This window comes from Agromyces sp. NPDC055520, assembly GCF_053619715.1.
On sequence record NZ_JBSHJY010000043.1, the window covers coordinates 1 to 26,636 of the forward strand.

Sequence of the window (26,636 nt, forward strand, 5' to 3'; positions counted from 1 at the left end):
AGCTTCGACATGCCCCGCGCCGTGTAGATCACGCGAACGGATGCCGCGTCGTCGACGAGCTGGAACAGGTCGCGGTCGCCCGTGACGACGTCGACCGGCAGGTCCGCCCCGGTCGCGAGCGTGCCGATGACGTCGTCCGCCTCGTGCTCGGGCGCGCCGACGACGGGGATGCCGGCGAGGCCCAGCATCTCGCGGATGCGCGGGATCTGCACGATGAGCCCCGGCGGCGTCTCCTCGACGTCGACGCCGCCCGGCACCGCACGCTCGACGCGGTGCGCCTTGTAGCTCGGGATCAGCTCGACCCGCCAGGCCGGCCGCCAGTCGTCGTCCCAGCAGGCGACGAGGTGCGTCGCCTCGAAGTCGGTGACGAGGCGCGCGATCATGTCGGCGAGGCCCCGCACGGCGTTCACGGGGGTGCCGTCGGGCGCCGTGATCGAGTCGGGCACGCCGTAGAACGCGCGGAAGTAGAGCGAGGCGGTATCGAGGAGCATGAGTCGGTCGGCCACACCGTGATCTTGGCACGGATGCCCGGCATCCTCGATAACGTGGGCGCATGAGCGGCACAGCGGGCAAGCCGAACCAGCCGAGCGAGACGACTGAGCCGACCGAGACGGATGGCGCGGGGCCGGCGCCGCACCGATCGCTCCCACCAGTGCAGCGCTGGGTGTTCTGGCCGGCCGCCACCGTCGTCGCGCTGTTCGTCGCGTTCGCGCTCATCGCCCCGAAATCGGCCGAGGTGATGTTCGGTGCGATCCAGGCGAGCATCGTCAACACCTTCAGCTGGTACTACGTGCTCATCGCCGCCTTCTTCGTGGCGTTCTGCCTGTTCGTCGGCTTCAGCCGCTTCGGCGACATCAAGCTCGGCCGCGACGATGACGAGCCCGAGTTCTCGCTGCTCTCGTGGTTCTCGTTGCTCTTCGCCGCGGGCATGGGCATCGGGCTCGTGTTCTACGGAGTGAGCGAACCGCTCAGCCACTTCGTCTCGCCGCGCCCGGGCGTCGTCGGCACGCCCGAGGCGCTCGCGCAGCAGGCCCTCAGCCAGACCTATCTGCACTGGGGCGTGCAGGCGTGGTCGATCTACGTCGTCGTCGGGCTCGGGCTCGCCTATGCGATCCACCGCCGGCGCCGACCGATCTCGATCAGGTGGACCCTCGAACCGCTCCTCGGCAAGCGCGTCGAGGGCGGCTGGGGTCACACGATCGACGTCATCGCCCTCGTCGGCACCCTCTTCGGCGTCGCGACCTCGCTCGGGCTCGGCGTGCTGCAGATCAGCGCGGGCCTCAACTACGCGGGCATCCTCGCGCCGAGTGCGCTCAGCGAGGTCGTCATCATCCTCGTGATCTCGGTCTTCGTGCTGTGGTCGGTGCTCTCGGGCGTCACGAAGGGCATGAAGTGGCTCTCGACCGCGAACCTCGTCCTGGCCGGAATCCTCGTGGTGTACCTGCTCGCAGTGGGGCCGACCGAGTTCCTGCTGCGCGAGTTCGTGCAGTCGATCGGTAACTACATCCAGAACTTCGTCGGTCTCTCGTTCAACGTGAGCGCCTTCCAGGGCACCGCGGGCGAAGAGTGGCAGGCCTCGTGGACCTCGTTCTACTGGGGCTGGTGGATCTCGTGGGCGCCGTTCGTCGGCATCTTCATCGCGCGCGTCTCGAAGGGGCGCACCGTGCGGCAGTTCGTCGCCGGCGTCATCCTCGTGCCGACGCTCATCGGCATCCTCTGGTTCGCCGTGCTCGGCGGCTCGGCGCTCGCGATCGAGCTCGCCGATCCCGGTGCGCTCACCCAGCCCGACGGCAGCGTCAACGTCGAGGCGGCGCTCTTCGAACTGCTCACCCACGTCCCCGGAACGCCGGTGCTGACGGTCGGCGTGATCGTGTTGATCACGATCTTCTTCGTCACGTCGGCCGACTCGGGCGCGCTCGTGATGGGCATGATCGCGACCGGCGGTCAGTTGAACCCGAAGCGCTGGATCCGCACTTTCTTCACCGCGATCACGGCGCTGCTCGCGATCGCGCTGCTGCTCAGCGGCGGTCTCAAGGCCCTGCAGACGGCCGCGATCATCATCGCGCTGCCGTTCAGCATCGTCATGCTCATGATGTGCTGGTCGACGATCATCGCGTTCACGCGTGAGCGCCGCGCCTACGCGAAGGCCGAGCGCGCCCAGTTCATCGATCACATCGGCGAGCACTACGGTCTCGAGGTCGAGGAGCCGCTCGAGCGCGGCCTCGTGGCCGGCCAGCCGAAATGGGTGCGCGGGCTGCGCAGACGATTGCGAATGGGCACGGATGCCGCGGCTCCCCGCCGCGCGTCGCCCGCAACCCTCGCCGAGGAGAACGCACTGCCCGACTCGGTGCCGACGGCCGATGTCGACGAGATCGTCGACCACGATCCCCTCGCCGCAACCGACGACCCCGACATCCCCGAGCACGGCGAGGACGACCCCCGTTCGCTCCCCCGGTGAACGGACGCAGACGATGCGGCTAGCGTGAGTCGCATGCGCATCACCGGCACCTTCCGCACGTCGAAGCGCGTGCCGATCCTGCAGGTCGCGAAGGCGTCGGCCGCGACGATCGCGGCCTGGCTCGTCGCCGGTTGGCTGATCCCGGGGCCCCTGCCGGTGTTCGCGGCGATCGCGGCACTGCTCGTCGTGCAGCCGAGCGTGAACCAGTCGTTCGGCAAGGCGATCGAGCGTTCGATCGGGGTGATCCTCGGTGTGCTCATCGCCACCGCCGTCTCGCTCGTGTTCGGGCAGAACAGCTGGATCATCCTCGTCACGATCGTGATCGCGATGCTCGTCGCCTGGTCGCTGAAGATGACACCGGGCACGTCGAACCAGGTCGCGATCAGCGCGATGCTCGTGCTCGCCCTGGGCGCCTCATCGCCCCAGTACGCCGTCGACCGCATCATCGAGACCCTCATCGGCGCCGCGATCGGCATCATCGTCAACGCGCTCATCGTGCCGCCGGTGGCACTCGCCCCGGCGCGCAGTCACCTGTCGTTGCTCGGAGGCGAGCTCGCGGCATCCCTCGACCGCCTGGCGAACGCTCTCGAGAACCCGCAGGCGCCGGCCGATCTGCAGCGGCTCATGGTCGAGGTCCGGCTCCTGCGTCCGATGCGCGACGCAGCGGATGTCTCGATCTCGACCGGTGAGGAATCGCTCACGCTCAATCCGCGGCGCTCCGCGCACCGCACCGAACTCGTCGAGATGCGCTCGCTGCTCGAGAAGCTGAGCCCCATCGTCACGCAGGTCATCGGCATGACCCGGGCGTTCTTCGACCACTACGATGCGGCGCTCGCCGAAGAGCCCACCGTGCAGGCCATCGCCGAGCAGTTGCGGCGGGCAGCGCACGATGTGCGCCTCGCCGTGCACCTCGCCGACGTCGACCCCGAGCCGCCCACATCGGCGATCCCGGCGCTGACGGCGCCGCTCGTGATCGCCCCGCCCAAGTCGGGACACTGGATTCTCATCGGCTCGCTCATGGAGGACCTGCGTCGCATTCGCGACGAACTCGTCGAGGAGTGAACGGTGCGCCCGTGCGCGCGGCTGCGGCCCGCCGCGCGCGGCGGCTACCGCTGCACCCGTCGAGAGAGCATGATGAGAGCCGTGGACGAATGGCCGATCGTCGGTCGAGATCACGAGTTGCTGCGCATCGGGCGCCGGCTCGTCGAACCGGCGCCACACGGCGTGAGACCGGGATCGCTCATCGTGGGGGTCCCCGGCGTCGGCAAGACCCGGTTCGCCCGAGAGCTGTACCGGCACGTGCGGCGCCACCGGCAGAACGCCGTCTGGGCGACCGCGAGCCGCACGGCACAGCACCAACCGCTCGGCGCCTTCGCCGGCTTCGCTCCCGACGGCGACGACTCGTTCGCCCTGCTCGGCCGGCTCGCCGCCGAGCTCAGCCCCGGCGACCGCCAGACCACCGTGTTCGTCGACGACGTGCATGCGCTCGACCCGCTCTCGGCCCTGCTCGTGCAGGCGCTCGCGCACCGCCCGCGCACGACCCTGCTGCTGACGGCGCGGGTGGCCGAACCGCTGCCCGACGTCATCGTCGACCTCTGGAAGGACGACGTGCTCGAGCGACTCGAGATCACGCCGCTCGACGAGCACGGCACCGCGGCGCTCGCGAGCGCCATCCTCGAGCGACCGCTCGATCCGCTCGCCGCGCGGCGGTTGTGGGAACGCAGTCGCGGCAACCCGCTCTACATCACGCACATCGCGCAGGATTGGCGCAACGCCGGCATCTCGGGCACCGCGGGCGGAGTCGACGCCGCCGGCGCAGCGATCCGCGCCGCCCCGACTGCACATGGCGACGATGACCGACTCCCGTTCCTTCCCGACCCCGCCGGCAGGCTGCCCGCCGAGCTCGGCGCCCTGATCGAGCAGACCACGATCGCGCTCGAGCCCGCCGCGCTCGAAGTACTCGACTCCGTCTCGCTGCTCGAACCCTTTCCGGCGGCCGCGATCGCCGACGTCGTCCCGGCGGCCGACGCGCGACTGCTCGAGACGCTCGAGGCGCGCGGCGTCATCGCGGCGTCGGCCGACGACCCGGGCGGCACGGTCATGTTGCGTGCGGGGCATCCACTCTTCGCCGAAGCCCGACGAGAGGCGATGGGCACCCTGCGAGCCCGCCGTCTGCGCACCCGGATCCTCGCGGCCGTCGACCGCACCGGCGTCGAGATCGACATAGTGGCCCGCGCGCTGTTGAGCCTGCAGTCCGACGGCGCCGAGGTCGGCGGCACTGACACCGCCGGCGATGCCGGCGCCCTCCAGTTCGCTGCGGCCGCGACCGCCTTCGCCCGACTCGACCTCGACCTCACGGCACGGCTGGCCCGCGCCTCGATCGCCCGCGGCGGCCCGCCCGAGGCGACCACCCTCGCCGCGTACGCCCTCTCGCTGCGCAGCCGTGGCCAGGAGGCGGCCGAGCTGCTCGCGCCTCTCGTCGACGCACCGCGCCCGCCCGTCGACGCGCTCATCGTCGAGTCGGGCAACCGCTTCTTCGTGCTGCGCGACCCGAGCGGGGCGATCGACCGCACCGAGGCGGCCATGGCCGCGACCCCCGACGAGTGGGCCCGCGCCGAACTCGGGGCGATGCTCGCCTGGGAGTTCGCGTTCCAGGCGAGACCCGCCGACGCACTCGAGGCCGCCGCCGATGCGCTGCGACGCACCGATCTGAGCGCGCGCGGCGTCGCCACCGCGAGCATCGCCCGCGTGACCGCCCTCGCCTGTCTCGGCCGCGTCGACGAGGTCGGCGAGATCGCCGAGGCCGCATACCCCGCGACCGAAGGCGGATTCGCCGCAGCCGTGATGCGCACCGTCCTGCTCGACGCGCACCAGCTCGCGCTGCACCTCGCCGGCCGCATGGGCGACGCCGCGAGGCTCGCCGACAGCGTGCTCGCCGGCGACCGCGACGTGCCGCCGCCGTTCGACGGCCGTCGACGCAACCTGATCGGCCGCTCGCTCGTGCGTTGCGGGCGCATCGCCGAGGGAGTCGCCGTGCTGAACGCGGTGCAGGCCGCGATCGACCACGATCTGACCGGGTGGGCGCCGCTGAACCTGCTCGACCTCGCCGAGGCCGCAGCGCTCGGCGGCGACCGCGAGCACGCGGCCGCATACCTCGATCGGGCGCGCGCGGCGTGGCTGCCGTCGTTCCGGTACCGCGATCCGCAGCTCGCCCGCATCGCCGCCCTCGTCGACGCCGCCGCCGGGCGCACGGCCGCCGCGGTCGAGGGCGCATCGGCCGCCGCCGATCTGGCCGTCGAACAGGATGCCCCGGCGCTCGCGATCCGCGCACTGCACGACGCTGTTCGCTACGGCGCGCACGACCTGGGCGATCGACTGCGCGCCCTCGCCGACGGCGTCGACGGACCCCGTGCCGTGCACGCTCCGCGGCACGCCGACGCCTGGGATCGCGGCGACGCGGCCGCGCTCGACGAGCTCTCACTCGCCTACGAACGGGAGAGCGACCTCGTGATGGCGACCGACGCCGCCGCGCAGGCCGCCGTGCACTGGGCGAGCGCCGGTCGCGGCGGGCGAGCGGCGGCCGCCCGGCTGCGGATTCGCGGGCTCGAGGCCACGACGGGCCGCCTGCACACTCCCGCCGTCGAGCGCGCCGAACTCGGTCCGAGCCTGAGCGAACGCGAGGCCGAGATCGCGGCGCTCATCGTCGGCGGGCACTCCGACCGGGACATCGCAGCGCGGCTCGGGCTCTCGACCCGCACGGTCGAAGGGCACGCCCATCGCATCTACGCCAAGCTCGGCGTCGAGGGGCGCGCCCAACTGCGCGCCGCCGGCAGCGGCGGAAGCACGGGCACGGGCACGGGCACGGGCAGCAGCGCCTGAGCCCGCCGATTCGCGTACCCGACTACGCAGTGTCGCGGCACGAGGCATCCGTACGCTGTGGGTCTGGCACCTCGCCGAGCCGCTGCCGCACCCCATCGCCCGGAGGTCGTGCCTCTGCAGATGCCGCCCACCCGAAGGAGGAAGCCATGCGGCCGCTTCTCGAACCCGACCAGACGCAGCCCGTCTTCGACTGGATCGACGCCCGACTCCCCGACCTGGCGTCGCTGTCGACCGGCGAGCTCAACGTGCTGCGCACCCTCGCCCTCGGCGCCTCGAACGCCGCGATCGCCAACGCGCTCGTCGTCTCGGAGCGCACCGTCGAGTCGCACATCCACTCGATCTTCGTGAAGCTCGGGCTCTTGCAGTGCGCCGACGAGAACCGTCGCGTGATCGCCGCCGTCGTCTGGACGCGCGCGGTGAGCTGAGCGAGGCGCCCGCGCGCCGTCAGCTCAGCAGTTCGCGCACCGCCGCGCCCCACTGGAACCCGCATTCGCGGCAGTCGAAGATCGGCTCTTCGTCGTGCGCGAGCGCGCCCGGGACGTCGCCGGCCTCGACCTCGAAGTCGAGCGGGCCGTAGACGATCGCGCGCACCGCGAGCGAATCGCAGCGGGGACACGGCTCGTCGATCACCAGGTGGGGTGCTGAGTGCTGCATCTGCTTCGTCATGGCTGTCACGGTACGCCGAGCCTCCGACATCCCCGGCCTGCCCGCTCGGAAATCCCTAGACTGGGCGCGTGCTGACCGCCGTGCTCGTCTTCGGGATCCTCCCCGCGTTCCTCATCCTGGGGCTCGGGCTCGTTGCGCGCGCCGTCGCCGCGCAGCGCGTGACCCCGCGAGTGGTGCAGTACGCCCCTGAACGAGACTCGACGGTGCTGCGCGATGCGCTGCTCATCGATGCCGATCGGCGCGCAGCATCCGCCGCCCTCATCGACCTCGCCGTCAAGCGCAAGATCCGCCTCATCGCGGGCGGTGCCAAGCGCGAACCCGTCGGCGTCGAACTCGTCTCGGGCGCCGTGCTCACGAGCGAAGAGGCCGCGCTGCTCGAGGCTCTCTTCGGCCCAGAGCACACGAGCACGCGCGTGCGCCGCTTCTCCGCCGACCGCCGTGCGCTCGCCGGGCGGCTGAAGAGCCTGCTGCTCAGCACCGAAGACGCCCTCGCCCGCGACGGACTCGTCGCCAGGCAGCGGGTGACCTGGCCCGGCGTCACCCTCACCGTCTTCGCCTACCTCGGCATGCTCGTCGAGGCGCTGTTCCTGCTGTTCGCGATCGTCGGCGGCGAATGGAGCGCGCTCATCGCCACGGTCGTCGCCCTCGCCGCGACGATCGCGACGATCTTCGTGACGCCGTCGTCGTGGCGCAAGTTCCTGCCCGCAGCGGCCGGCCGACGCGAGCACCTCGCCGGCCTCGAGCAGTACCTCGAGCTCGCCGAGGCCGACCGCTTGCGCACGCTGCAGTCGCCGAGCGGCGCAGAGCTGCGGTCGACCGAGACAGTGGGGTCGAGCGCGGCGCAGCGGTCGCCCGCGTCGCATTCGTCGACGGATGCCGCGGCGCTCGAGTCGCACGACGCGATCGCCCGCTTCCACCTGCACGAACGGCTGCTGCCCTACGCCGTGCTGTTCGGGCTCGAACGCGAGTGGATCGCGAAGCTCAAGCTCGAGCACGCCGCCCTCGGCCGGGCGAACCTCGACGTGCTCGGCGACCTCGTCGACGTCACGGCCGACGTCGCGCTCGCGATCGAGGCCGCCGGGAGCGTGACCGAGCTGACCTCGGCCGTCGGAGACCTCGCCGACGGCGCGGGCAACGTCATCGGCGGCGTCTTCGAGCTGTTCAACCTCTGACTTCGACCTCTGACTTCGATCTCTGACGCGAGGAAGGCGACCGGCCGATGACCACTGACGAGGAGCCCATCGCGATCACGGTCGACGGTGCATCCGTCTCGGCCGTGTACGCCCGCCCGCCGGCCGCGGCGGCCACGATCGTCGTCGCCCACGGAGCGGGCGCGGGCATGGAGCATCCGTTCATGACAGGCTTCACGCGCGCGCTGAACGCCGACGGCTTCGCGACCCTGCGCTTCAATTTCCCCTACCGCGAGGCAGGACGCCGGTTTCCCGACCGGCCGCCGGTCGCGATCGCGACCTGGCGAGCGGTGATGGATGCCGCGGCCGCACGCGCCGCCGACGCGATTCGCCTGAGCGGCCCGGGCGAGACCGGTGACTCGGGCGGCTCAGGCGAGCCGATCTGGGCCGCCGGCAAGTCGTTCGGTGGGCGCATGGCGTCGATGGCCGTCGCCGAGGGCATGCCGGCGGCGGGGCTGGTCTTCCTCGGGTATCCGCTGCATGCGCCGGGCAAGCCCGAGAAGCCGCGCGACGAGCACCTGCCGGGCATCACGGTGCCGATGCTCTTCCTGCAGGGGCGCAACGACCCGTTCGCGACGCCGAACGCCCAGCTCGACGAGGTCGTCGCGCGCATCGGGCGAAACGCCGTGCTCGAGTGGCTCGACGGCGCCAACCACTCGTTCGAGGTGAAGGGCGCCAAGCGGCCCGCCGTCGAGATCGGGGCGGGGCTCGCCGCGCCCGTCGCCGCATTCGTGCGGGGTCGCGCGCCGGCGGCCCAGTAGCGAGGCGGTCGGCGCGGATCAGATGAGGGCCGAGGCCCACCAGACGATGATGAACAGGCCCATCGCGACGAACGCCAGGCCCACGATCAGGAAGACGTTGGTGCTCGGGCCGCGGGCTCCCGCGCGCGCCATGGTCGACTGACGCTCCGCCGTGATCGTCTCGGAGAGCCAGCGGCGCTTGACGATGAGTGCAGCGCCGGCGACGAGGGCGAGCACGGCCCATGCGAGGGCGAAGGCCAGACCGAGTTCCACCACGCCAGCCTATCCGGGTGATCGAAGCCGGGGAGGGAGTCTGCCGGATGAGGCTGAACGCCCGCTCCGAACCGGAGCGACATGCAGGAAACCTTTGATCTGGGAGTGGGCGTTCTGCTAGGAAAGGGGAGTCCCCACCCCCTACCGAAACGGACACCCCCGAATGAACTCCCTCGATCTGCAGACCCAACCCGAAGCCCAGAGCGATTACGCAGCCGTCGGAGGGGCACCCGCCGTCACCGCCGTCGTCAACCGGTTCTACGAGCTGGTGCTCGGCGACGACCGACTGCTGAAGCACTTCGAGGGCATCGAGATGGCCCGACTCAAGCGACACCAGGTCGCGCTCGTCTCGCAGGTCATGGGCGGGCCGGTGGCCTACGAGGGACGCGACCTGCGTGCGGCTCACGCGAACATGGGCATCACGGCGGAGGAGTTCGGCGCCGTCGCCGGGCACCTGATCGCCGCGCTGACCGAGGCCGGTGTTCCATCCGAGATCGTCGACCGCACCGTGACCGCCGTCGCCGCGACCCAGCCCGATATCGTCGAGGCCGACGCGACGCAAGCCTGACGGCGTGGACACCGCTGCGCTGAAGCACACCTGGTCGCTGGCCGAGGCGGTCGGCGACGAGGTGCCGCTCTTCTTCTACTCGCATCTCTTCTACACGCACCCAGAGCTCCGGGCGATGTTCCCGGTCGCGATGGCGACCCAACGCGACCGACTCGTCGGCGCGCTCGGGCGCATCGTGTCCAACGTCGATGAACTCGACGAGGTGACCGCGTTCATCCAGCAGCTCGGCCGCGATCACCGCAGGTTCGAGGTCATCGCCGAGCACTACGACGCCGTCGGCCTCTCCCTGCTCACCACGCTGCAGCAGTTCCTCGGCGAGCTCTGGACCCCGGAGCTCGCCGAGGACTGGGCCCGTGCCTACGGCATCATCGCGACCGCGATGGTGCAGGCCGCCGAGGAGTCCGAGCTCCGCAGTCCGGCCTCGTGGGAGGGTCACGTCACCGCGGTCGAGCGCCGCAGCATGGACATCGCGATCGTGCACGTGCGCCCCGAACCCGACCTCCCGTTCGAGCCTGGGCAGTCGTTCGCCGTCGAGACGCCGTACACCCCGCGCTTGTGGCGCTACTTCAGCGCCGCCAACGCGCCGCGGCACGACGGCACGATCGAGTTCCATGTGCAACTCGTGCCGGGCGGGCAGGTCTCGGGCGCAGTCGGGCGGCGGCTGAAGGCCGGTGACGTACTGCGACTGGGCTCGGCGGTCGGGCAGGAGCTGACGCTCGACGACGCCGACCGCGGTCGCGACCTCGTCATGGTCGCCGGCGGAACCGGCCTGGCCCCGCTCCGGGCGCATCTGGAACGCATCGACCTGCAGTGGCAGGAGACCGGAGACGCCCCGCGCGTGCACCTGTTCCACGGCGCTCGAGTTCCGTGGAACCTGTACGAGAATCGCCTGATGCAGAGCCTGACCGGTCGGCCGTGGTTCAGCTACACGCCCGTCGTCTCCGACGACCGGAGCTACCCCGGTCGGAAGGGGTTCGTGAGCGACGCGGTCGTCGAGGCCGGCGTCTCCCCCGGCGCCCTCGCGATGATCTGCGGGTCGCCGTCCATGGTGCGCCACACCGCCTCGCGGCTGCGCGAGCTCGATGTGCCATCACCCGACATCCGTTTCGAACTGTTCGCCACACTCGATGAAGACGGGCTGCGTGACCCGCAGCCGTCGACGCGCGTGGAGGAACCGATGGGAAGTGCCCGATGACCACGTGGGACGACGAAAACGAACTCCCGATCCCGGAGCAGACCGTGCCCGAGGGCGACCTCGTCGCCGCCGTCTCGCGTCTGCCCGAGCCCGATACCGTGAAGTTCGCCTCGCGCCCGCTCGGCGGGTACGACCGCTCCGAAGTGGACGCGTACGTGGCAGACCTCGCCCGCACGATCGGCGAGGTCAGGGCGGCACTCACCGAGGACCGCCGCGAACTGGCCGAACTCCGCGCCGAGAACACGAAGCTCCGCACCTTGGACACCGCCGAGCTCGAGCGCGAGGTCACGCTGGGCGCCGTCGGCCTGCTCTCGCAGGCGCAGATGATCGCCGACAAGGCGGTCGCCGACGCCGAGGAGTACGCCCGAGATCTCGTGCTCACCGCCCGCACGCAGTATCGCGAGGCACAGGAGCGCACCGCCGCGGCCGCAGCTGCCGCGCCGACCGAGCCGGCGACCACGACGGCGAGCATCCCGCTGCCGTCGATGCCCGAGATCGAGTACGTGCGCACCTACGCGCAGGTCGCTCAGATCCAGTTGCGCTCGGTGCTCGACGCCCTCACCGAGCAGGTCGATCGCCTCGGCACACTGCCGGTGCTCGACGCGACCGAGGTGGCCGAGTCGGCGGTGCATGCGGTGCCCGACGACGAGTTCCCCGACGAGGAACCGGATTGGCTCCCGGCGGCGCCGCCGCAGCCGACGATCCAGCGGCAGACGTACGTCAGTCCGTGATCACCAACTGACGGCCAGTCGACCCGACGACCCGACGACCCGACGACCCCGATCCCCGCTCTCTCGCTGCACGAGCGACGCGAGGCTCGCGGGTCGTCGGGCACGGGCCCGACTGCACCGCACGAACTCGGCCGACTCAGCTCCAGATGTCGTCGCCGCGGAGCGACGCGTCGGCTCCGCCGTCGATGTAGATCGTCTGGCCGGTGACGTGCGTGTTCTCCTCACTCGTGAGCCAGGCGAGGAGCTTCGCGATCACGACGGCGTCGGAGTGGCCGTTGAGCGGCATCGGCACGGCCGCATCGACCATCGCACGGCCCTCTTCGGTCGCGAGGAGCGGAGCGGTCATCGGGGTGACGACGGTGCCGGGGGCGACGGCGTTCACGGGGATGCCGGCACCGGCATAGCGCGGCGTGATCGACTCGCGGCGCACCCAACGGCTGAGCGCGCGCTTCGACGACGGGTAGTTGAGGTAGCCGAGCTCGGGGCCCTGCGCTGCGAGCGCGGCGCCGATCTCGAGCGCCGTCGCCTCGTCGCCGGCGAGCTGCGCGTCGACGAGTTCGGGCGAGTTCGGCTGCAGGCTCGCCATCGAGCTGACGACGGCGATGCGCGGGGCATCGGCCTTCGCGAGCGTCGGCGCGAGCGCGTCGAGGAACTCGGTGACGCCGAAGAAGTTCACGGCCACGGTCAGCGGAACCGGCGCCGCGATGCCGGCAGCCGCGATGACGGCGTCGATCCGCCCGCCCGACGCCTCGACGACGGCGTCCGCGGCGGCCGCACGCCCCTCGGGCTTCGAGAGGTCGGCCGTGATATCGGCGCCCTTCAGGTCGACGCCGATGACGCGGTGGCCGCGCTCGGTGAGAAGGGCCGCGGTGGCCGCCCCGATGCCTGAACCTGCTCCGGTGATGACATACGTTCTGCTCATGCCATCGACGTTACGCCGATCGACGGTGCCCCCGCTCGAAGAGCAGATCGACCTGATTTCCGGCTGTGAATCCCCGAACCGCTGCCGCGTCGGGCACGGGGTTCGAGCCCGGAGCCCGCGGGCGGGCGTCAGGCGCCGACGTACTGCCGCAGGTGCGTGCCCGTGAGCGTCGCCTCGTCGGTGGCGGCGGCCTCGACGAGGGCGCGCGGGGTGCCCTCGAAGACGATGCGGCCGCCGTCGCGACCCGCGCCGGGGCCGAGGTCGACGATCCAGTCGGCGTGCGCCATGACGGCCTGGTGGTGCTCGATGACGACGACCGAGTTGCCGTCGTCGACGAGCCGGTCGAGCAGTGCCAGCAGCCGGTCGACGTCGGCGAGGTGCAGGCCCGTCGTCGGCTCGTCGAGCACGTAGATCGACCCCGTCTTCGCCATGCTGATCGCGAGCTTCAGGCGCTGGCGCTCGCCGCCCGAGAGCGTGTTGAGCGCTTGGCCGAGACCCAGATACCCGAGACCGACATCGGAGAGCCGCTGCAGGATAGCCCGGGCCGGCTTCTCGGTGAGGTACTCGAGGGCCGCATCGACCGAGAGCGCGAGCACCTCGGCGATGTTCAGGCCGTTGAGCCGGTACTCGAGCACCTCGGCCGTGAACCGCTTGCCGCCGCACTCCTCGCACACGCTCGACACCGTCGACATCGGCCCGAGCTCGACGAACACGAGGCCGATGCCCTTGCAGTTGGGGCAGGCACCCGCCGAGTTCGCGCTGAAGAGCGCCGGCTTCACGCCGTTCTCTTTCGCGAACGCCTTGCGGATCGTGTCGAGCAGGCCCGTGTACGTGGCCGGATTCGAACGGATCGAGCCGCGGATCGGCGACTGGTCGACCACGACGACCTGATCGTGCTTCGGCACGTTGCCGTGGATGAGCGACGACTTGCCCGAGCCCGCGACGCCCGTGACGACCGTGAGCACCCCGAGCGGGATGTCGACGTCGACCCCGGTGAGGTTGTGCTGGCGGGCGTCCCTGATCTCGAGCACACCGGACGCCTCGCGCACGGAGTCGCGCAGCGTCGCCCGGTGGTCGAGGTGCCGCCCGGTGAGCGTGTCGGAGGCGCGCAGCCCCGCGACGTCGCCCTCGAAGCAGATCTGCCCGCCGCGCGAACCCGCGCCCGGGCCGAGGTCGACGATGTGGTCGGCGATCTCGATGACCTCGGGCTTGTGCTCGACGACGAGCACGGTGTTTCCCTTGTCGCGCAGTTGCAGGAGCAGCCGGTTCATGCGCTGGATGTCGTGCGGGTGGAGGCCCACCGTCGGCTCGTCGAACACGTACGTGACATCGGTCAGCGCCGACCCGATGTGCCGGATCATCTTGACGCGCTGGGCCTCGCCACCCGAGAGGGTGCCCGACGCGCGATCGAGGCTGAGGTAGCCGAGACCGATTTCGACGAAGGAGTCGACGTTCTGCCGCAGGTTCGCGATGAGCGGGCCGACGCTCGGGTCGTCGATGTCGGCGATCCAGCTCGCGAGGTCGGAGATCTGCATCCCCGAGGCATCCGCGATGTTGATGCCCTTGATCTTCGACGACAGCGCCTCTTGGTTCAGGCGCGCTCCCCCGCACTCGGGGCAGGCCGTGAAGGTCACCGCGCGGTCGACGAAGGCGCGGATGTGCGGCTGCATGGCGTCGCGGTCTTTGGAGAGGAGGCTCTTCTGCAGCTTCGGCACGAGCCCCTCGTAGGTCATGTTGATGCTCTGCACCTTGACCTTCGTCGACTCCTTGTAGAGGAAGTCGTGCAGTTCGGCCTCGGTGTAGTCGCGGATCTTCTTGTCGGGGTCGAGGAAGCCCGACTCGGTGAAGATGCGCACCATCCAGCCGTCGGCCGTGTAGCCGGGGATCGTGAGGGCGCCCTCGGCGAGCGACTTGTCGCGGTCGAAGAGCTCGTCGAGGTCGACGTCGTTGACCTCGCCGGTGCCCTCGCATCGCGGGCACATGCCAGCCGGCGCGTTGAAGCTGAAGTGGAAGCTCGGGCCGACGTAGGGCTGGCCGAGTCGGGAGAAGAGGATGCGGAGCAGTGCGTAGGCGTCGGTCGCGGTGCCGACCGTCGAGCGGGAGTTCGCGCCCATGCGCTCCTGGTCGACGATGATCGCCGCCGAGACGTTGCGCAGGCTGTCGACCTCGGGCCGGGGCTGCGTGGTCATGAACGACTGGATGAAGGTGGAGTACGTCTCGTTGATGAGCCGCTGCGACTCGGCCGCGATGGTGCCGAACACGAGGCTCGACTTGCCGGAGCCCGAGACCCCGGTGAAGACGCTGAGCCGTCGCTTCGGGATGTCGAGCGAGATGCCCTGCAGGTTGTTCTCGTGCGCGCCGCGCACCTCGATGACGTCGTGCGCGTCGGCGATATGGCGGTCGGTGGCGGTCTGTTCGCTCGCGGTCATTCGGCTGCTCCCCTCGAGCGGGCGCGCGCCCGCGAGTCACGATTCTGGCACGAGGCGCCGACATCCGGCAGGGCATGAGCAGAGTGGATGCCTCATGGCTCGCCCCAACCCGACGAGCGTACGCTGTGCGCATGCCAGAGACACGCGGCCCCGCCCGAGGATGGCTGCTGCCCGCGGTGGCGGGTGTGGCATCCGTCGCCCTGGGTGTCGGCGTCGGCGAACTGGTCGCGGCGGTCGTCGCGCCCGCGTCGGGTCCGTTCGTCGGCGTCGGCTCCCTGCTCATCGATCTCGCCCCGTCCTGGGCGAAGGACTCGGCGATCGCACTCTTCGGCACGGGCGACAAGGCCGCGCTGCTCGTGGGCATCGGCCTCGTGCTGCTCGCCGTGGCCGGCGCGGCCGGGGTGCTCGAGGCGCGGCGCCCGCCGTGGGGCATGGTCGTGATCGGTGCGGTCGGCGTCGTGGGCGCGGTCGCTGCGGCGAGCCGGGCGAACGCCTCCATGCTCGCGATCGTGCCCTCGGCCGTGGCCGCGATCGCGGCGATGCTCTCGCTGACCTTCCTGTTGAAGCGACTCGTCGCCGGCCCCGCGCCCGGCCCCACGCCCGACCCCGCTTCGGCTTCGGCTTCGGTCGACCGGCGCCGCTTCCTCGGCTGGGCAGGCGGTGCCGCTGCACTCGGCGCGCTCGCCGCCCTCGGCGGCTACGCCCTGCAGGCGGGCGCCCGCGCGGTGACCGCCGTGCGCGACGCGATCCGCCTGCCGACGCCCGTGACCACCGCGACCGTGCCGGCAGGCGCCGAGCTCGGCATCGACGGCCTCACCCCGATCGTCACGCCGAACGCCGAGTTCTACCGCATCGACACCGCCCTCGCCGTGCCGGCGGTCGACCCCGCCGACTGGAGACTGCGCGTCCACGGCCTGGTCGATCACGAGATCACGCTCACGTGGGACGAACTGCTCGCGCTCCCCCTCGACGAGAGCGTCACGACCCTTGCGTGCGTGTCGAACGAGGTCGGCGGCGGGCTCATCGGCAACGCCGTGTGGCTCGGCTACCCGATCCGCGAGCTGCTCGCCCGAGCCGGACCGTCGGCCGACGCCGACATGGTGCTCTCGCGCAGCATCGACGGGTTCACAGCATCGACCCCGCTCGAGGTGCTGCAGGACGACCGCGACGCGATTCTCGCCGTCGGCATGAACGGCGAGCCGCTGCCCGCCGAGCACGGGTTCCCGGTGCGGATGGTCGTGCCCGGCCTCTACGGCTACGTCTCGGCGACGAAATGGGTCGTCGACCTCGAGGTGACCCGGTTCGACGCGGCATCCGCGTACTGGACCGACCGCGGCTGGAGCGCGCACGGACCGATCAAGCTCTCCTCGCGCATCGACGTGCCGCGCCAGGGCCAGTCGGTCTCGCCCGACTCGGCGGTGCTCGCGGGCGTCGCCTGGCACCAGCACGTCGGCGTCGCGGGCGTCGAGGTGCAGATCGACGGCGGCGAGTGGCGCGCGGCCGAGCTCGCGACGGCGATCAACGACGACACCTGGGTGCAGTGGCGCTATGAGTGGTCGGATGCCTCGGCGGGCTCGCACCGCGTTCGGGTGCGCGCCATCGGCGCCGACGGCGAAGTGCAGACGGCCAAGCGGCAGGGCGTCGTGCCCGACGGTGCGACCGGCCTCGACGAGGTCACGGTCGAGGTGCGCTGACCCGCCCCTCGCGGCAGGTGAGCACGGCGACCCTCACGAGGGGTCAGTCCGCCGCGGCATCCTCTGCCGGGAACTGCAGCGCCAGCGCTGCGCCGACCTCGTGGTGCCGCAGCAGGAAGGCGCGCTCGTCGAGCTTCTTCCGCCGGAGCCACGAGGTCACCTCGTCGTTGGACTTGCTCGCGTTGCACGAGCCGCACGCCGGCACGACGTTGCCGAGCGTGTAGCGGCCGCCGCGCGAAATGGGCTGCACGCAGTCGCGCTGCAGCGGCCGGTCGCTCGCGCCGCAGTACGCGCAGCCCTGCCACTCCGCCGTGAGCGCGGCCCACTGCTCGTCGCTGAGGTCGTGCGTGTGCTGCGCCATGCGACGCTTGCGCCGGCGCGCGTAGACCGCCGTACGGCTCCGACTGACCGCCATGGCGTCAGACTAGCCCGGGCGGCGCCGGGCGACCGGCCGCCGCGCCCCGCTCAGAGCGACGGGGTACGGGGCGGCGCCACGCGGCGCGCGGTCGGGGTCGGCAGCGCCTCGAACGCCGCGGCGAGCGCGAGCAGGGCCGAGTCGTCGTAGGCGCGTCCGGCGAAAGTGAGGCCCACCGGCATCTGGATGTCGCGCATGAGGCCCATCGGCACCGTGACCGTCGGGATGCCGAGATGGCGCGGCACGAGGTTGCCGTTCGCGACCCAGACGCCGTTGCGCCAGCCGAGGTCGGCGGATGCCTCGTTCACGTCCATATCGGCCGGGCCGACGTCGGCCACCGCGGGGAAGGCGACGGCGTCGAGGCCGAGCCCGTCCATCCACTGTTCGAGGTCGATGCGCCGCGTCTGCTCCAGGCCGCGGAGCCCCGCCTCGAGCTCGGGCATGTCGGCCAGCGTCACGCCAGGGTGCGAGCGGGCCCACTCGGGGTATTCGGCGATGTCGTCGTCGAAGCCGTCGTACCGGTCGGGCATGGCGCCCGCGGGCTGCGGGAAGATGCGCTCGCCGTCGACGTCAGCGAGCGCGTGCAGCGCGGGGTCGCCGTTGGCGGCGAGGAAGTCGTTCCACGCCCAGGCCGAGAGGTCGACGATCTCGCGCCGCAGGTACTCGGGGCTGACGAGCCCGCGGGTCGCGATCGTCGGTGCGCCCGGGCGGTCGCCCTCGTAGTTCGACACGACCGGGAAGTCGACGAGCACGACCTCGGCGCCCGCGGCCTCGAGGTCGCGGCGGGCCGCCTCCCAGAGTTCGATCACCGCGGCGCGGGTCTCGATGCGCTGGCCGGTCGCGCCGCCGATGCCGGGCGTGCGGCCGGCCTCGGCGGTGCCGGCCTCGGGGTCGGCGTTGACGTACATGCGCGGCACCCCGATCCTCGCGCCGTCGAGCACGCGACTCGCCCGCTCTTGGGCAGAACCGGGCGACTCGGTGGTGGTGTTCGGGGCAAGGGCGAGGTAGGAGGCGGGGCGGACGGCGGATGCCGCGGGGATCTCGATCCAAGGCTGCACGCGCCAGAAGTCGCCGCGGGTCTCGCCGTCGTCGGCGACGATCACGTCGAGCACCTCGAGCAGGTCGGCCATCGTGCGGGTGTGCGGCACGACGACGTCCATCGTGGGCACGAGCGGCCAGTTGCCGCGCACCGAGATGACGCCGCGCGAGGGCGTGTATGCGCAGAGCCCGTTGTTCGAAGCGGGCGCTCGGCCCGACGACCAGGTCTCCTCCGCCAGGCCGAACGCCGCGAACGACGCCGCGGTCGCCGTGCCCGAGCCGTTCGACGACCCCGAGCCGAACGCGGCGGTGAGGTACTCGGCGTTGTAGGGACTCTCGGCTCGGCCGTAGACGCCGCGCTGCATGCCTCCGTTCGCCATCGGCGGCATGTTCGTGAGGCCGATGAGAACGGCGCCGGCCGCCCGCAACCGCCCGATCGTGAAGGCGTCGCGCTGGGCGACGAGGTGCTCGAACGCGGGCGAGCCGGCCGCCGCGGTCAGGCCCTCGGCGAGGTAGCTGTCCTTCGCCGTGTACGGGATGCCGTCGAGCGGACCGAAGGCCTCGCCGCGCGCACGGCGGGCATCGGATGCCTCGGCGTCGGCGCGAGCGCCGGGGTTCATCACGACGAGCGCGTTCAGCGCGGTCGGCGTCTCGGGGCCGTCGAAGGCGGCGATGCGTGCGAGGTAGGCGTCGAGCAGCCCGACCGCCGTGATGCGCCTGGACTCGAGCGCCGCGCGCAGTTCGGCGATCGTCGCCTCGACGACGTCGAACGACCCCGTTGGTCGAGTAGGCCGCGACGCAGGAGCAGCCGTATCGAGACCGGGCGCCGGGTCTCGATACGCTCCTTCGTCGCTACTCGACCACCGGTCTGCACTCATGCCGACACCGCGGGCTGCTGCTGCGTGATGCAGTGGATGCCGCCGCCGCCGGCGAAGATCTGCCGGGCATCGACCGTCACGGCGCGCCGACCGGGGTAGGCCGCCTCGAGGATCTCGCGCGCCGCGGCATCCGCTTCGTCGTCGCCGAAGCCGCACGCGATGACGCCGCCGTTGACGACCAGGTGGTTGACGTAGCTGTAGTCGACGAAGCCCTCGTGGTCTCTGATGACCGAGGGGGCGGGCAGCTCGGTGACCTCGAGGGTGCGCCCCGCGGCATCCGTCGACGAGGCGAGCAGCGCCACGATCTCGCGGCTGACCTCGAAGTCGGGGTGCTCGGGGTCGCGCTGCGCGTGCACGAGCACCTGGCCGGGCGCGGTGAGGGTCGCGACGATGTCGACGTGCCCGTTGGTGCCGAGCTCGTCGTAGTCGCGGGTGAGGCCACGCGGCAGCCAGATGGCCGTCGTCGCCCCGATCGTGCGCGCCATCTCGGCCTCGACACGGCGCCGGTCGGCGTAGGGGTTGCGACGCGGGTCGAGCTGCACGGTCTCGGTGAGCAGCACGGTGCCCTCGCCGTCGACGTGGATGCCGCCGCCCTCGTTGACGAGCATGCTCGAGACGAGCTCGGCGCCGACGCGATCGGCGATGAAGCGGGCGTGCTCGGCCGATTTCTGCCATCGGGCCCACTCAGGGGCGCCCCAGCCGTTGAAGATCCAGTCGACCGCACCGAGCACGCCCGGGCGCTCGTCGTCGACCACGAAGGTGGGGCCGTGGTCGCGCATCCAGAACTCGTCGACGGGGCACTCGACGATCTCGACCGCGGGGTCGAGCAGGCGCCCGGCGTTCTCGAGCTCGCTCGGGTCGACGAGGATCGTCACGGGTTCGAAGGCGACGATCGCGTTCGCGACGGCGGCCCAGGCCGCGAAGGTGCGCTCGATGCCGCCGGGCGTCTCGTCGGCGACGTTGTCGGTCACGGGGAACGCCATCCAGGTGCGTTCATGGGGTGCGGTCTCGGACGGCATGCGCCAGGTCATCGGTTCCTCCGTGCAACGCTTCGATGCGTCGGTTCAGCTCGACGTGCGGGATCAGACCTCACGTGCGCCGAACTGCGTGCGCCGCGAAATCCACTCGCTTATTGACCAGATGATCAACAACTGACCCGAACGTACATAGAATGGGCGCACCATGTCAAGCGCCCCCCGCATCAGAGCCGCGCGTAAGACCCCGGCGTCACGGAAGACCCCGGCCGAGCGCCGCGTCGAGATCGCCGCGGCCGCCCGTGGTGTCGCGCTCGGCGACGGGCTCTCGGCGGTGACCCTGCGTGCCGTCGCGAGCCGTGCGAGCGTCACGCCCGCGCTCGTGGCGCACTACCAGCCGAGCATGGAGGCGCTCATCGCCGAGACCTTCGACGCGATCGTGGGCGCCGAGATCGAAGAGATCGGCGCGCTGCTCGCCGAGCGGCGCAGTCCGCATCAGCGACTCGCGACCCTCATCGACACGATGCTCGACGGTTCGCGCGAAGACGTCACGGTCGTCTGGGTCGAGGCGTGGGCGCTCGGTCGGCGCAATGAACCGCTCGCCGCGAGCGTGCGGCGTCAGATGGATGCGTGGCAGTCGGTCATCGTCCACGTCATCGACGACGGCGTCGAGTCGGGCGATTTCGGGCGCACCGGCCCGGTCGATGTCGCCGCAGCGGCGTGGCAGCTGCTCGGCATGATCGACGGCCTCAATGCGCAGGCGCTCGTGCGGTGGGACGGCGCGGGCGAACGCGGGGCGCTCACGACCCGCAGCGTCGAGGGGCTGCTCGGGCTGCAGCCCGGGGCGCTCGCCGCGGCTTCTGCGGGTTGAGTGTCGGCGGGCCCGGATAGCGTGGGACCACGACGACCCGAAGGAGCCCGATGTACCTGGTAGACGGTTCCGTCGTCACGAGCGCGAGCGACCTGAAGAAGGCGTCCGAGTGCGAGTTCGCGTTCCTGCGCGCGCTCGACGCGAAACTCGGGCGCATCGAGAAGGTGCCCGACCCCGAAGACGCGATGCTCGAGCGCTCGGGCCGCATGGGCGACGCTCACGAGCACCGCGTGCTCGAGATCTACCGGGCGGCACTCGGCGACGGAGTCGTCGAGATCGAGCGGCCCGACGTGCGCGATCCGGCTGCGGTCGTCGCCGCCGTCGAGGCGACGCAGGCGGCGTTCGACGCCGGCGCTCCGGTCGTGTTCCAGGCGACGTTCGCCGACGAGGGCTTCATCGGGTTCGCCGACTTCATCGTGCGCCAGCCCGACGGGCGCTACCTCGTACAAGACTCCAAGCTCGCGCGCCGGGCCCGGGTCACCGCGCTGCTGCAGCTCGCCGCGTATGCCGAGCAGCTCGAGCGCACGGGCGTGCCGGTCGCCGACACCGTCGAGCTGCTGCTCGGCGACGGATCGACGAGCGTGCACCGCCTCGACGACATCGCCCCCGTCTACCGGCTGCGACGCGAGCGGCTCGAGCAGATCGTCGCCGAACGCCTCGCCGAAGACGGGCCCGTCGCGTGGGGCGATCCGCGCTACGCCCTCGACGGGCGCTGCCCGACGTGCGACCTCGAGGTGCAAGCCCATCGCGATGTGCTGCTCGTCGCCGGCCTCCGCGTCACGCAACGCGCCGCCCTGCACGACGCGGGCATCACGACGATCGACGAGCTCGCGGCATCCACCGGCCCGGTGCCCGGCGTGCTCGACGCGACCATCGAGAATCTGCGGGTGCAGGCGCGGCTGCAGCTGAAGGCCGAGGCGGCAGAGTTGGCACTGGATGCTTCGGGCCTCCGTTCCCCCGACGACCCGCCGCTGCCGCCGCCCGTCGTCGTGCGCGACGCCCCCTCGCTCGCCGCGATTCCCGAACCCGACGCGGGCGACCTGTTCTTCGACTTCGAGGGCGACCCGCTCTACACCGAGGGCGCGGCCGACGACTGGGGGCTCGACTACCTCTTCGGCATGGTCGACGACGCCGAGCAGTTCACGCCGCTCTGGGCGCACTCCTTCGCCGAAGAGCGAGTGGCGCTCGTGCAGTTCCTCGAGCTCGTGGCACTGCGGCGGGCGGCGCATCCGCACATGCACATCTACCACTACGCGAGCTACGAGCGCACGCACCTGCTCTCGATGGCCGCGCGGCACGGCGTGGGCGAGGCCGCCGTCGACCAGTTGCTCGCCGACGGTGTCTTCGTCGACCTCTACCCGATCGTCAAGCGCGCAGTGCGGGTGGGCAGCCGCTCGTACTCGATCAAGAAGCTCGAACCGCTCTACATGGGCACCCTGCTGCGCGAGGCCGACGTGAAGTCGGGCGGCGACTCGATCCTCGAGTACGTGCGGGCGCGCGAGCTCGCGGCCACCGGCGGCACCGACCCCGTGACGGGGCTCGTCGGGGCGGCGGCAGCCCAGCACGTGCTCGACGACCTCGCCGACTACAACCGCTACGACTGCGTCTCGACGCTCCGGCTCCGCGACTGGCTGCTGGGGCTCGCGCGCGAGGCCGGCGTCGAACCGGTGCCCGAGTCGCTCATCGTCGAGGCGGCCAAGGCCGCGGGCAAGGTCTACGAGCCGACACCGCTCGCCGTGCACCTGCAATCGATCGCCGGCCCGCCCGACGACCCCGATCGCGACGCCGATCACACGGCGCTCGCCCTCGCAGCCGCCGCGATCGACTACCACGACCGTGAGGCGAAGAGCTTCTGGTGGTCGCACTACTTCCGCGTCGAACAGCCCCTCGAGGCGTGGGAGGATCACCGCGACGTGCTCGTCGTCGACCCCGCGGCATCCGCCGTGGCGCAGCGCTGGTACCGCGAAGACCGTCACCGCGTCGACCGACGGCATGTGCGCCTGCGCGGTCGCATCGCGCCGGGGTCGAAGTTCAGCGTCGGCGGCGAGCCGATCGCACTGTACGAGCCGCCGGCGCCGTTCCCGAGCAATTCGCTGCGGCCCGGGTCGCGCGCGTGGCACGCGGTGAAGGTGCTCGAGGTGTTCGACGACGGCGTGCTCATCGAAGAGACCGCGGTCGCGGGCGTCGAGTGGAGCGAGCTGCCCTTCGCCCTCGCGCCCGGCACGCCGCCACCGGCCGGTCGGCAGCAGGGGGCGATCCTCGAGTGGGCGCAGCACCTCGATCGCGCGTTCCCGCGCTGGCCGGCGAACCCCTCGGTCGACGTGCTGCGACGCATTCCGCCGCGTACGCGCAGCGGCGGGGGTCTCGCGGCCCTCGGCACCGACCACGACTACGTCGCCGCCGTCACCGCATCGCTGCGCGACCTCGACGACTCGTACCTCGCGGTGCAGGGCCCGCCCGGCACCGGCAAGACCTACCTCGCCTCGCACGTGATCGCCGAGCTCGTGGGCCGGCACGCGTGGAAGATCGGCGTCGTCGCCCAGTCGCACGCCGTGGTCGAGAACGTGCTCGACGCCGTCGTGCGAGCGGGCCTCGACCCCGAGCTCGTCGCGAAGGCCCCGAAAGACGCGAAGGAGCCGGGAGACCACGAATACACCTTCATCGCGAAGAACGGCGTCACCGAGTACACGGCCGCGCACGAGGCCTCGGGCTACGTCATCGGCGGCACCGCGTGGGACTTCTCGAACGACAACCGGGTGCCCCGCGGCTCGCTCGACCTGCTCGTCATCGACGAGGCCGGCCAGTTCTCGCTCGCCTCGACCATCGCGTGCACGGTCGGCGCGCGCAACCTGCTGCTGCTCGGCGACCCCCAGCAACTGCCGCAGGTGAGCCAGGGCAACCACCCCGAGCCGATCGACACCTCGGCGCTCGGCTGGATCACCGACGGCCACGACGTGCTGCCCGCCGAGTTCGGCTACTTCCTCGCCGAGAGTCGGCGCATGCATCCGGCCGTCGCGGGGCCCGTCTCGCGCCTCTCGTACGAAGGCGAGCTGCACTCGCACCCGGTCGCGTCGCAGCGCTCGCTCGAGGGCGTCGCGCCCGGGCTCACCGCCATGCCGATCGAGCACTTCGGCAACACGACGTCGTCGCCCGAAGAGGCGGCCGCGGTCGTCGAGTTGGCGCGGTCGCTGCTCGGGCGCGAGTGGTTCGAGGGCGGGGGCGGTGCCATTCAATCGACGGATGCCGCGGCATCCGTTCGCCCGCTCACGCAACGCGACCTGATCGTCGTGACGCCCTACAACGCCCAGCTCACCGTCGTGCGCGCGGCGCTCGACGCGGCCGGGCTCACCGAGGTGCCGGTCGGCACGGTCGACAAGTTCCAAGGTCAGGAGGCGGCCGTCGCGATCGTCTCGCTCGCCGCATCGTCGGCTGCGGCGGCGCCGCGAGGAGTCGAGTTCCTGCTGCTGAAGAACCGCCTCAACGTGGCGATCTCGCGCGCGAAGTGGGCGGCATACCTGCTCTACTCGCCCGGGCTGTTCGACGCCCTGCCGTACACGCCCGACGGGGTGGCGCAGCTCAGCGCGTTCGTGCGGCTCGTCGGGATGCCGTCGCTCGCTCCCGTGCACAGCTGACGGGTCGGCTCACCCGGCGAGCTTCGCCACGATGCCGTCGACCCGGCGCTGGCGGGTCTCGGGTGCCTTCGCGCCCTCGACGGCCGTGACATGGGCCTTTCTCGCGCTCGGCGAGAGCGCGTCGAACGCCGCTCGCACCCCGGCCGCCTCGAGGGCGGCGGCGAGATCGACCGGCACCTCGACGGTGCGCGGCGCCGTGTCGACCACGAGGTCGACGACGATCGGGTCGCCGCCGCCGATGCCGGTCGCAGCACGTTTGTCGGAACTGAACGAGATCATGAACTTTCCGCCCATGACGGCGACGGTGTTGCGGTACTCGAAGCCGTTCACGACCACGACAACCGGTGGTTTCTTTCCCGCGCCGAGCGCCTCGATCACCTCGGGCGGCACCTCGATGCCGGTGTTGTTGCCGATCTGGGACATCGTCGTCGTGAATCGCATGCACCGAGTCTGCCACTGCACACCGACCGGCTCGCCGGGCTCGATCGCGTGATCGGGGTCGGCGCTCGGGGCCGCGATTGGGGTCGCGGTTGGGGTCGCGGTTGGGGTCGCGGTTGGGGTCGCGGTTGGGGTCGCGGTTGTGGTTGTGGTTGCGGTTGGGGCGCAGCATTCGGGCCGGCCGCCCGCGCCCGGCCAGCCTGCCATGCCTGTGGAGAACTCCGGCCGGGTGGCTCCTGTGGAGGAGTAGTCGAGACGAAAGGGCTGATCGGATGATCTTTCGTCGTCGTTGCAATGTCGGTGGGTGGTGGCAGTGTTGTCGACATGGCAGGCATCCCCGAAGTGCTCGAGCAGGTTCGCTCGGCCCTTCACGCCGCCCTCGATCTCGACACGGCCCGTGGCCTGGGCGATGACGAGCTGCTTCTCGCGGCGGGCGCCCTCGAAGCCGTCGGCCGCCTCCTCGACGCGCACCGCGCAACCCTCGCCGGCGAGATCGCCGAACGCTCACGCATCGAGCTCGGCGCCGGGCGGCTCTCAGCCCGCAAGGGGTGCCGCTCCGCGGCCGAACTGATCGAACGCATCACGCAGGTCGCAGGGGCCGAAGCCCGCCGCCGGGTCCTCGTCGGGGCGGCGACCCGGGCGCGGGTCTCGTTCACCGGCGAGCCGATGCCCGCCGTCCACCCGCACGTTGCCGCCGCGCTGACCGCCGGCGAGGTCGGCCTCGACGCCGCGGCCACGATCATCCGCGAGCTCGGCCGCACCCGGGCCGTCGCCGACCCCGACCGGCTCGACGTCGCCGAACGCGAACTCACCGGCCAAGCCACCGGCACCGGCGACGCGGCACCCGTGCGCTGCTCGGCCGACGAACTGGCCGTGCAAGCTCGCGCCTGGGCGGTCTTCCTCGACCAAGACGGCCCAGAACCCGACGACGCACGCGCCATGCGCCGCCGCGGATTCCGCATCGGACGGGCACGCGACGGCCTCATCCCGATCTCGGGCGAACTCCTGCCCGAGGTCGCCGCGAAACTGGGCCGCCTCCTCGACGCGCACCTCTCACCCCGCTCCGGTGGCGGGTTCCTCACCGACACCGAACGCGCCGACCTCGCCGTGCAGGCCGAGACCCGCACCAGCGAACAACAACGACACGACATCCTCGCCGCGATCATCGACACCGCCGCACGCTCCGGTCAACACCCCACGATCGGCGGCGCCGCCCCCACCGTCCTCGTCAGCGTCCGCGCCACCGACCTCGAGGCCGGGCGCGGCGTCGCACACGCCGACGGCATCGACCTGCCCATCTCACTCCGCGCAGCCCGCCACATGATCTGCACCGGCGGCATCCAAACCGTCACCCTCGACGACACCGGCCGCATCACGGCCCTGGGCTCACCCGAACGCTGCTTCACCGCCCACCAACGCCGCGCCATCACCCTCCGCGACGGCGGCTGCATCATCCCCGGCTGCACCGTACCCGCCGCCTGGTGCGAAATCCACCACGTCATCCCCGACGCCCACGGCGGCCCCACCCACACCGACAACGGCGTCCTCCTGAGGCTGTCGCGTGAATCCTGGGCGACTCGGCGTGCCGAATGTGCAATGAATGCCTGATCAGACCATAATTAACTATGGTTGTGAATGTGCGTTC

General features: G+C 71.4%; 22 protein-coding genes. 13 read left to right on the forward strand and 9 right to left on the reverse strand.

Annotated elements, in window-relative coordinates; translation table 11 throughout:
* Positions 1-506, reverse strand: a 506-nt coding sequence (locus tag ACWGST_RS14200; protein WP_452047322.1) for a 5'-3' exonuclease, incomplete at its 3' end; no start/stop codon positions are given.
* A 47-nt stretch (positions 507-553) separates the two neighbouring features.
* On the opposite strand from ACWGST_RS14200, the gene ACWGST_RS14205 reads away from it, so the two are divergent.
* From ACWGST_RS14205 to ACWGST_RS14220, 4 genes are all read left to right on the forward strand, one after another.
* The gene (locus tag ACWGST_RS14205; protein ID WP_452047323.1) at positions 554-2,458 is read left to right on the forward strand and encodes a BCCT family transporter; all 1,905 of its coding nucleotides are present in this window, start codon (positions 554-556) and stop codon (positions 2,456-2,458) included.
* A 33-nt stretch (positions 2,459-2,491) separates the two neighbouring features.
* Positions 2,492-3,520 carry an FUSC family protein gene (locus tag ACWGST_RS14210; protein WP_452047324.1) on the forward strand — a complete coding sequence of 343 codons (1,029 nt, stop codon included), beginning with the start codon at positions 2,492-2,494 and terminating at the stop codon, positions 3,518-3,520.
* 81 nt (positions 3,521-3,601) lie between these two features.
* On the forward strand, positions 3,602-6,337 hold the full coding sequence (locus ACWGST_RS14215; RefSeq protein WP_452047325.1) for a helix-turn-helix transcriptional regulator: 2,736 nt from the start codon (positions 3,602-3,604) through the stop codon (positions 6,335-6,337).
* Between the two features lie 146 nt (positions 6,338-6,483).
* Positions 6,484-6,762 (forward strand): helix-turn-helix domain-containing protein, encoded by a 279-nt coding sequence (locus ACWGST_RS14220; RefSeq protein WP_452047326.1) that lies wholly within the window; start codon positions 6,484-6,486, stop codon positions 6,760-6,762.
* A gap of 19 nt (positions 6,763-6,781) precedes the next feature.
* Here ACWGST_RS14220 and ACWGST_RS14225 read toward each other — a convergent pair whose 3' ends face one another.
* Positions 6,782-7,003, reverse strand: a complete 222-nt coding sequence (locus tag ACWGST_RS14225; RefSeq protein WP_452047327.1) for a hypothetical protein — start codon at positions 7,001-7,003, stop codon at positions 6,782-6,784.
* Between the two features lie 68 nt (positions 7,004-7,071).
* On the opposite strand from ACWGST_RS14225, the gene ACWGST_RS14230 reads away from it, so the two are divergent.
* Positions 7,072-8,175, forward strand: coding sequence for a DUF2207 family protein (locus ACWGST_RS14230; RefSeq protein ID WP_452047328.1), 1,104 nt, complete (start codon positions 7,072-7,074; stop codon positions 8,173-8,175).
* Positions 8,176-8,222: 47 nt separating this feature from the next.
* Positions 8,223-8,954 carry an alpha/beta hydrolase family protein gene (locus ACWGST_RS14235; RefSeq protein WP_452047329.1) on the forward strand — a complete coding sequence of 244 codons (732 nt, stop codon included), beginning with the start codon at positions 8,223-8,225 and terminating at the stop codon, positions 8,952-8,954.
* A gap of 18 nt (positions 8,955-8,972) precedes the next feature.
* Here the strand turns inward: ACWGST_RS14235 and ACWGST_RS14240 are convergent, their stop codons facing one another.
* Positions 8,973-9,206: a hypothetical protein gene (locus ACWGST_RS14240; protein WP_452047330.1), complete on the reverse strand. Its 234-nt coding sequence runs from the start codon at positions 9,204-9,206 to the stop codon at positions 8,973-8,975.
* 163 nt (positions 9,207-9,369) lie between these two features.
* Between ACWGST_RS14240 and ACWGST_RS14245 the strand changes: the two genes are divergently transcribed.
* From ACWGST_RS14245 to ACWGST_RS14255, 3 genes are read left to right on the forward strand one after another with little or no spacing between them, the layout of a single operon-like run.
* The gene (locus ACWGST_RS14245) at positions 9,370-9,774 is read left to right on the forward strand and encodes a group I truncated hemoglobin (RefSeq protein ID WP_452047331.1); all 405 of its coding nucleotides are present in this window, start codon (positions 9,370-9,372) and stop codon (positions 9,772-9,774) included.
* A 4-nt stretch (positions 9,775-9,778) separates the two neighbouring features.
* Positions 9,779-10,969, forward strand: coding sequence for a globin domain-containing protein (locus ACWGST_RS14250; RefSeq protein ID WP_452047332.1), 1,191 nt, complete (start codon positions 9,779-9,781; stop codon positions 10,967-10,969).
* Positions 10,966-11,700 carry a DivIVA domain-containing protein gene (locus ACWGST_RS14255; RefSeq protein WP_452047333.1) on the forward strand — a complete coding sequence of 245 codons (735 nt, stop codon included), beginning with the start codon at positions 10,966-10,968 and terminating at the stop codon, positions 11,698-11,700. Before ACWGST_RS14250 ends, ACWGST_RS14255 begins: the two co-directional genes overlap by 4 nt.
* A gap of 136 nt (positions 11,701-11,836) precedes the next feature.
* Here ACWGST_RS14255 and ACWGST_RS14260 read toward each other — a convergent pair whose 3' ends face one another.
* Positions 11,837-12,622 (reverse strand): SDR family oxidoreductase, encoded by a 786-nt coding sequence (locus tag ACWGST_RS14260; RefSeq protein ID WP_452047334.1) that lies wholly within the window; start codon positions 12,620-12,622, stop codon positions 11,837-11,839.
* A 128-nt stretch (positions 12,623-12,750) separates the two neighbouring features.
* Positions 12,751-15,051 carry an ATP-binding cassette domain-containing protein gene (locus tag ACWGST_RS14265; RefSeq protein ID WP_452047335.1) on the reverse strand — a complete coding sequence of 767 codons (2,301 nt, stop codon included), beginning with the start codon at positions 15,049-15,051 and terminating at the stop codon, positions 12,751-12,753.
* Between the two features lie 131 nt (positions 15,052-15,182).
* On the opposite strand from ACWGST_RS14265, the gene ACWGST_RS14270 reads away from it, so the two are divergent.
* Positions 15,183-16,745, forward strand: a complete 1,563-nt coding sequence (locus ACWGST_RS14270; protein ID WP_452047336.1) for a molybdopterin-dependent oxidoreductase — start codon at positions 15,183-15,185, stop codon at positions 16,743-16,745.
* A 43-nt stretch (positions 16,746-16,788) separates the two neighbouring features.
* On the opposite strand, the gene ACWGST_RS14275 is transcribed toward ACWGST_RS14270, so the two are convergent.
* Genes ACWGST_RS14275 through ACWGST_RS14285 form a run of 3 tightly spaced genes read right to left on the reverse strand, consistent with a single transcriptional unit; the run spans position 16,789 to position 20,107 of the window.
* Positions 16,789-17,160, reverse strand: coding sequence for an HNH endonuclease (locus ACWGST_RS14275; RefSeq protein ID WP_452047337.1), 372 nt, complete (start codon positions 17,158-17,160; stop codon positions 16,789-16,791).
* 50 nt (positions 17,161-17,210) lie between these two features.
* Positions 17,211-19,076 carry an amidase gene (locus ACWGST_RS14280; RefSeq protein WP_452047338.1) on the reverse strand — a complete coding sequence of 622 codons (1,866 nt, stop codon included), beginning with the start codon at positions 19,074-19,076 and terminating at the stop codon, positions 17,211-17,213.
* Entirely contained in the window at positions 19,073-20,107 is a 1,035-nt protein-coding gene (locus tag ACWGST_RS14285; RefSeq protein ID WP_452047339.1) for an agmatine deiminase family protein, read from the reverse strand. The genes ACWGST_RS14280 and ACWGST_RS14285 overlap by 4 nt, the downstream gene beginning before the upstream one ends.
* Positions 20,108-20,258: 151 nt before the next feature.
* On the opposite strand from ACWGST_RS14285, the gene ACWGST_RS14290 reads away from it, so the two are divergent.
* Complete coding sequence (locus tag ACWGST_RS14290; RefSeq protein WP_452047340.1) at positions 20,259-20,921, forward strand: TetR/AcrR family transcriptional regulator; 663 nt, start codon at positions 20,259-20,261, stop codon at positions 20,919-20,921.
* Between the two features lie 50 nt (positions 20,922-20,971).
* Positions 20,972-24,553: a TM0106 family RecB-like putative nuclease gene (locus ACWGST_RS14295; protein ID WP_452047341.1), complete on the forward strand. Its 3,582-nt coding sequence runs from the start codon at positions 20,972-20,974 to the stop codon at positions 24,551-24,553.
* A 9-nt stretch (positions 24,554-24,562) separates the two neighbouring features.
* Here the strand turns inward: ACWGST_RS14295 and ACWGST_RS14300 are convergent, their stop codons facing one another.
* Positions 24,563-24,994 (reverse strand): YdeI/OmpD-associated family protein, encoded by a 432-nt coding sequence (locus ACWGST_RS14300; RefSeq protein ID WP_452047342.1) that lies wholly within the window; start codon positions 24,992-24,994, stop codon positions 24,563-24,565.
* Between the two features lie 321 nt (positions 24,995-25,315).
* Between ACWGST_RS14300 and ACWGST_RS14305 the strand changes: the two genes are divergently transcribed.
* Positions 25,316-26,599 carry a DUF222 domain-containing protein gene (locus ACWGST_RS14305; protein WP_452047343.1) on the forward strand — a complete coding sequence of 428 codons (1,284 nt, stop codon included), beginning with the start codon at positions 25,316-25,318 and terminating at the stop codon, positions 26,597-26,599.
* Positions 26,600-26,636 lie beyond the last annotated feature (37 nt).

Coding starts and splice junctions, on each gene's coding strand:
- ACWGST_RS14245 (WP_452047331.1), top strand. CDS start 9,370: ATGAACTCCCTCGATCTGCAGACCCAACCCGAAGCCCAGAGCGATTAC.
- ACWGST_RS14280 (WP_452047338.1), bottom strand. CDS start 19,076: ATGAGTGCAGACCGGTGGTCGAGTAGCGACGAAGGAGCGTATCGAGAC.
- ACWGST_RS14300 (WP_452047342.1), bottom strand. CDS start 24,994: ATGCGATTCACGACGACGATGTCCCAGATCGGCAACAACACCGGCATC.
- ACWGST_RS14220 (WP_452047326.1), top strand. CDS start 6,484: ATGCGGCCGCTTCTCGAACCCGACCAGACGCAGCCCGTCTTCGACTGG.
- ACWGST_RS14225 (WP_452047327.1), bottom strand. CDS start 7,003: ATGACGAAGCAGATGCAGCACTCAGCACCCCACCTGGTGATCGACGAG.
- ACWGST_RS14235 (WP_452047329.1), top strand. CDS start 8,223: ATGACCACTGACGAGGAGCCCATCGCGATCACGGTCGACGGTGCATCC.
- ACWGST_RS14205 (WP_452047323.1), top strand. CDS start 554: ATGAGCGGCACAGCGGGCAAGCCGAACCAGCCGAGCGAGACGACTGAG.
- ACWGST_RS14260 (WP_452047334.1), bottom strand. CDS start 12,622: ATGAGCAGAACGTATGTCATCACCGGAGCAGGTTCAGGCATCGGGGCG.
- ACWGST_RS14210 (WP_452047324.1), top strand. CDS start 2,492: ATGCGCATCACCGGCACCTTCCGCACGTCGAAGCGCGTGCCGATCCTG.
- ACWGST_RS14255 (WP_452047333.1), top strand. CDS start 10,966: ATGACCACGTGGGACGACGAAAACGAACTCCCGATCCCGGAGCAGACC.
- ACWGST_RS14275 (WP_452047337.1), bottom strand. CDS start 17,160: ATGGCGGTCAGTCGGAGCCGTACGGCGGTCTACGCGCGCCGGCGCAAG.
- ACWGST_RS14270 (WP_452047336.1), top strand. CDS start 15,183: ATGCCAGAGACACGCGGCCCCGCCCGAGGATGGCTGCTGCCCGCGGTG.
- ACWGST_RS14265 (WP_452047335.1), bottom strand. CDS start 15,051: ATGACCGCGAGCGAACAGACCGCCACCGACCGCCATATCGCCGACGCG.
- ACWGST_RS14295 (WP_452047341.1), top strand. CDS start 20,972: ATGTACCTGGTAGACGGTTCCGTCGTCACGAGCGCGAGCGACCTGAAG.
- ACWGST_RS14290 (WP_452047340.1), top strand. CDS start 20,259: ATGTCAAGCGCCCCCCGCATCAGAGCCGCGCGTAAGACCCCGGCGTCA.
- ACWGST_RS14305 (WP_452047343.1), top strand. CDS start 25,316: ATGGCAGGCATCCCCGAAGTGCTCGAGCAGGTTCGCTCGGCCCTTCAC.
- ACWGST_RS14285 (WP_452047339.1), bottom strand. CDS start 20,107: ATGACCTGGCGCATGCCGTCCGAGACCGCACCCCATGAACGCACCTGG.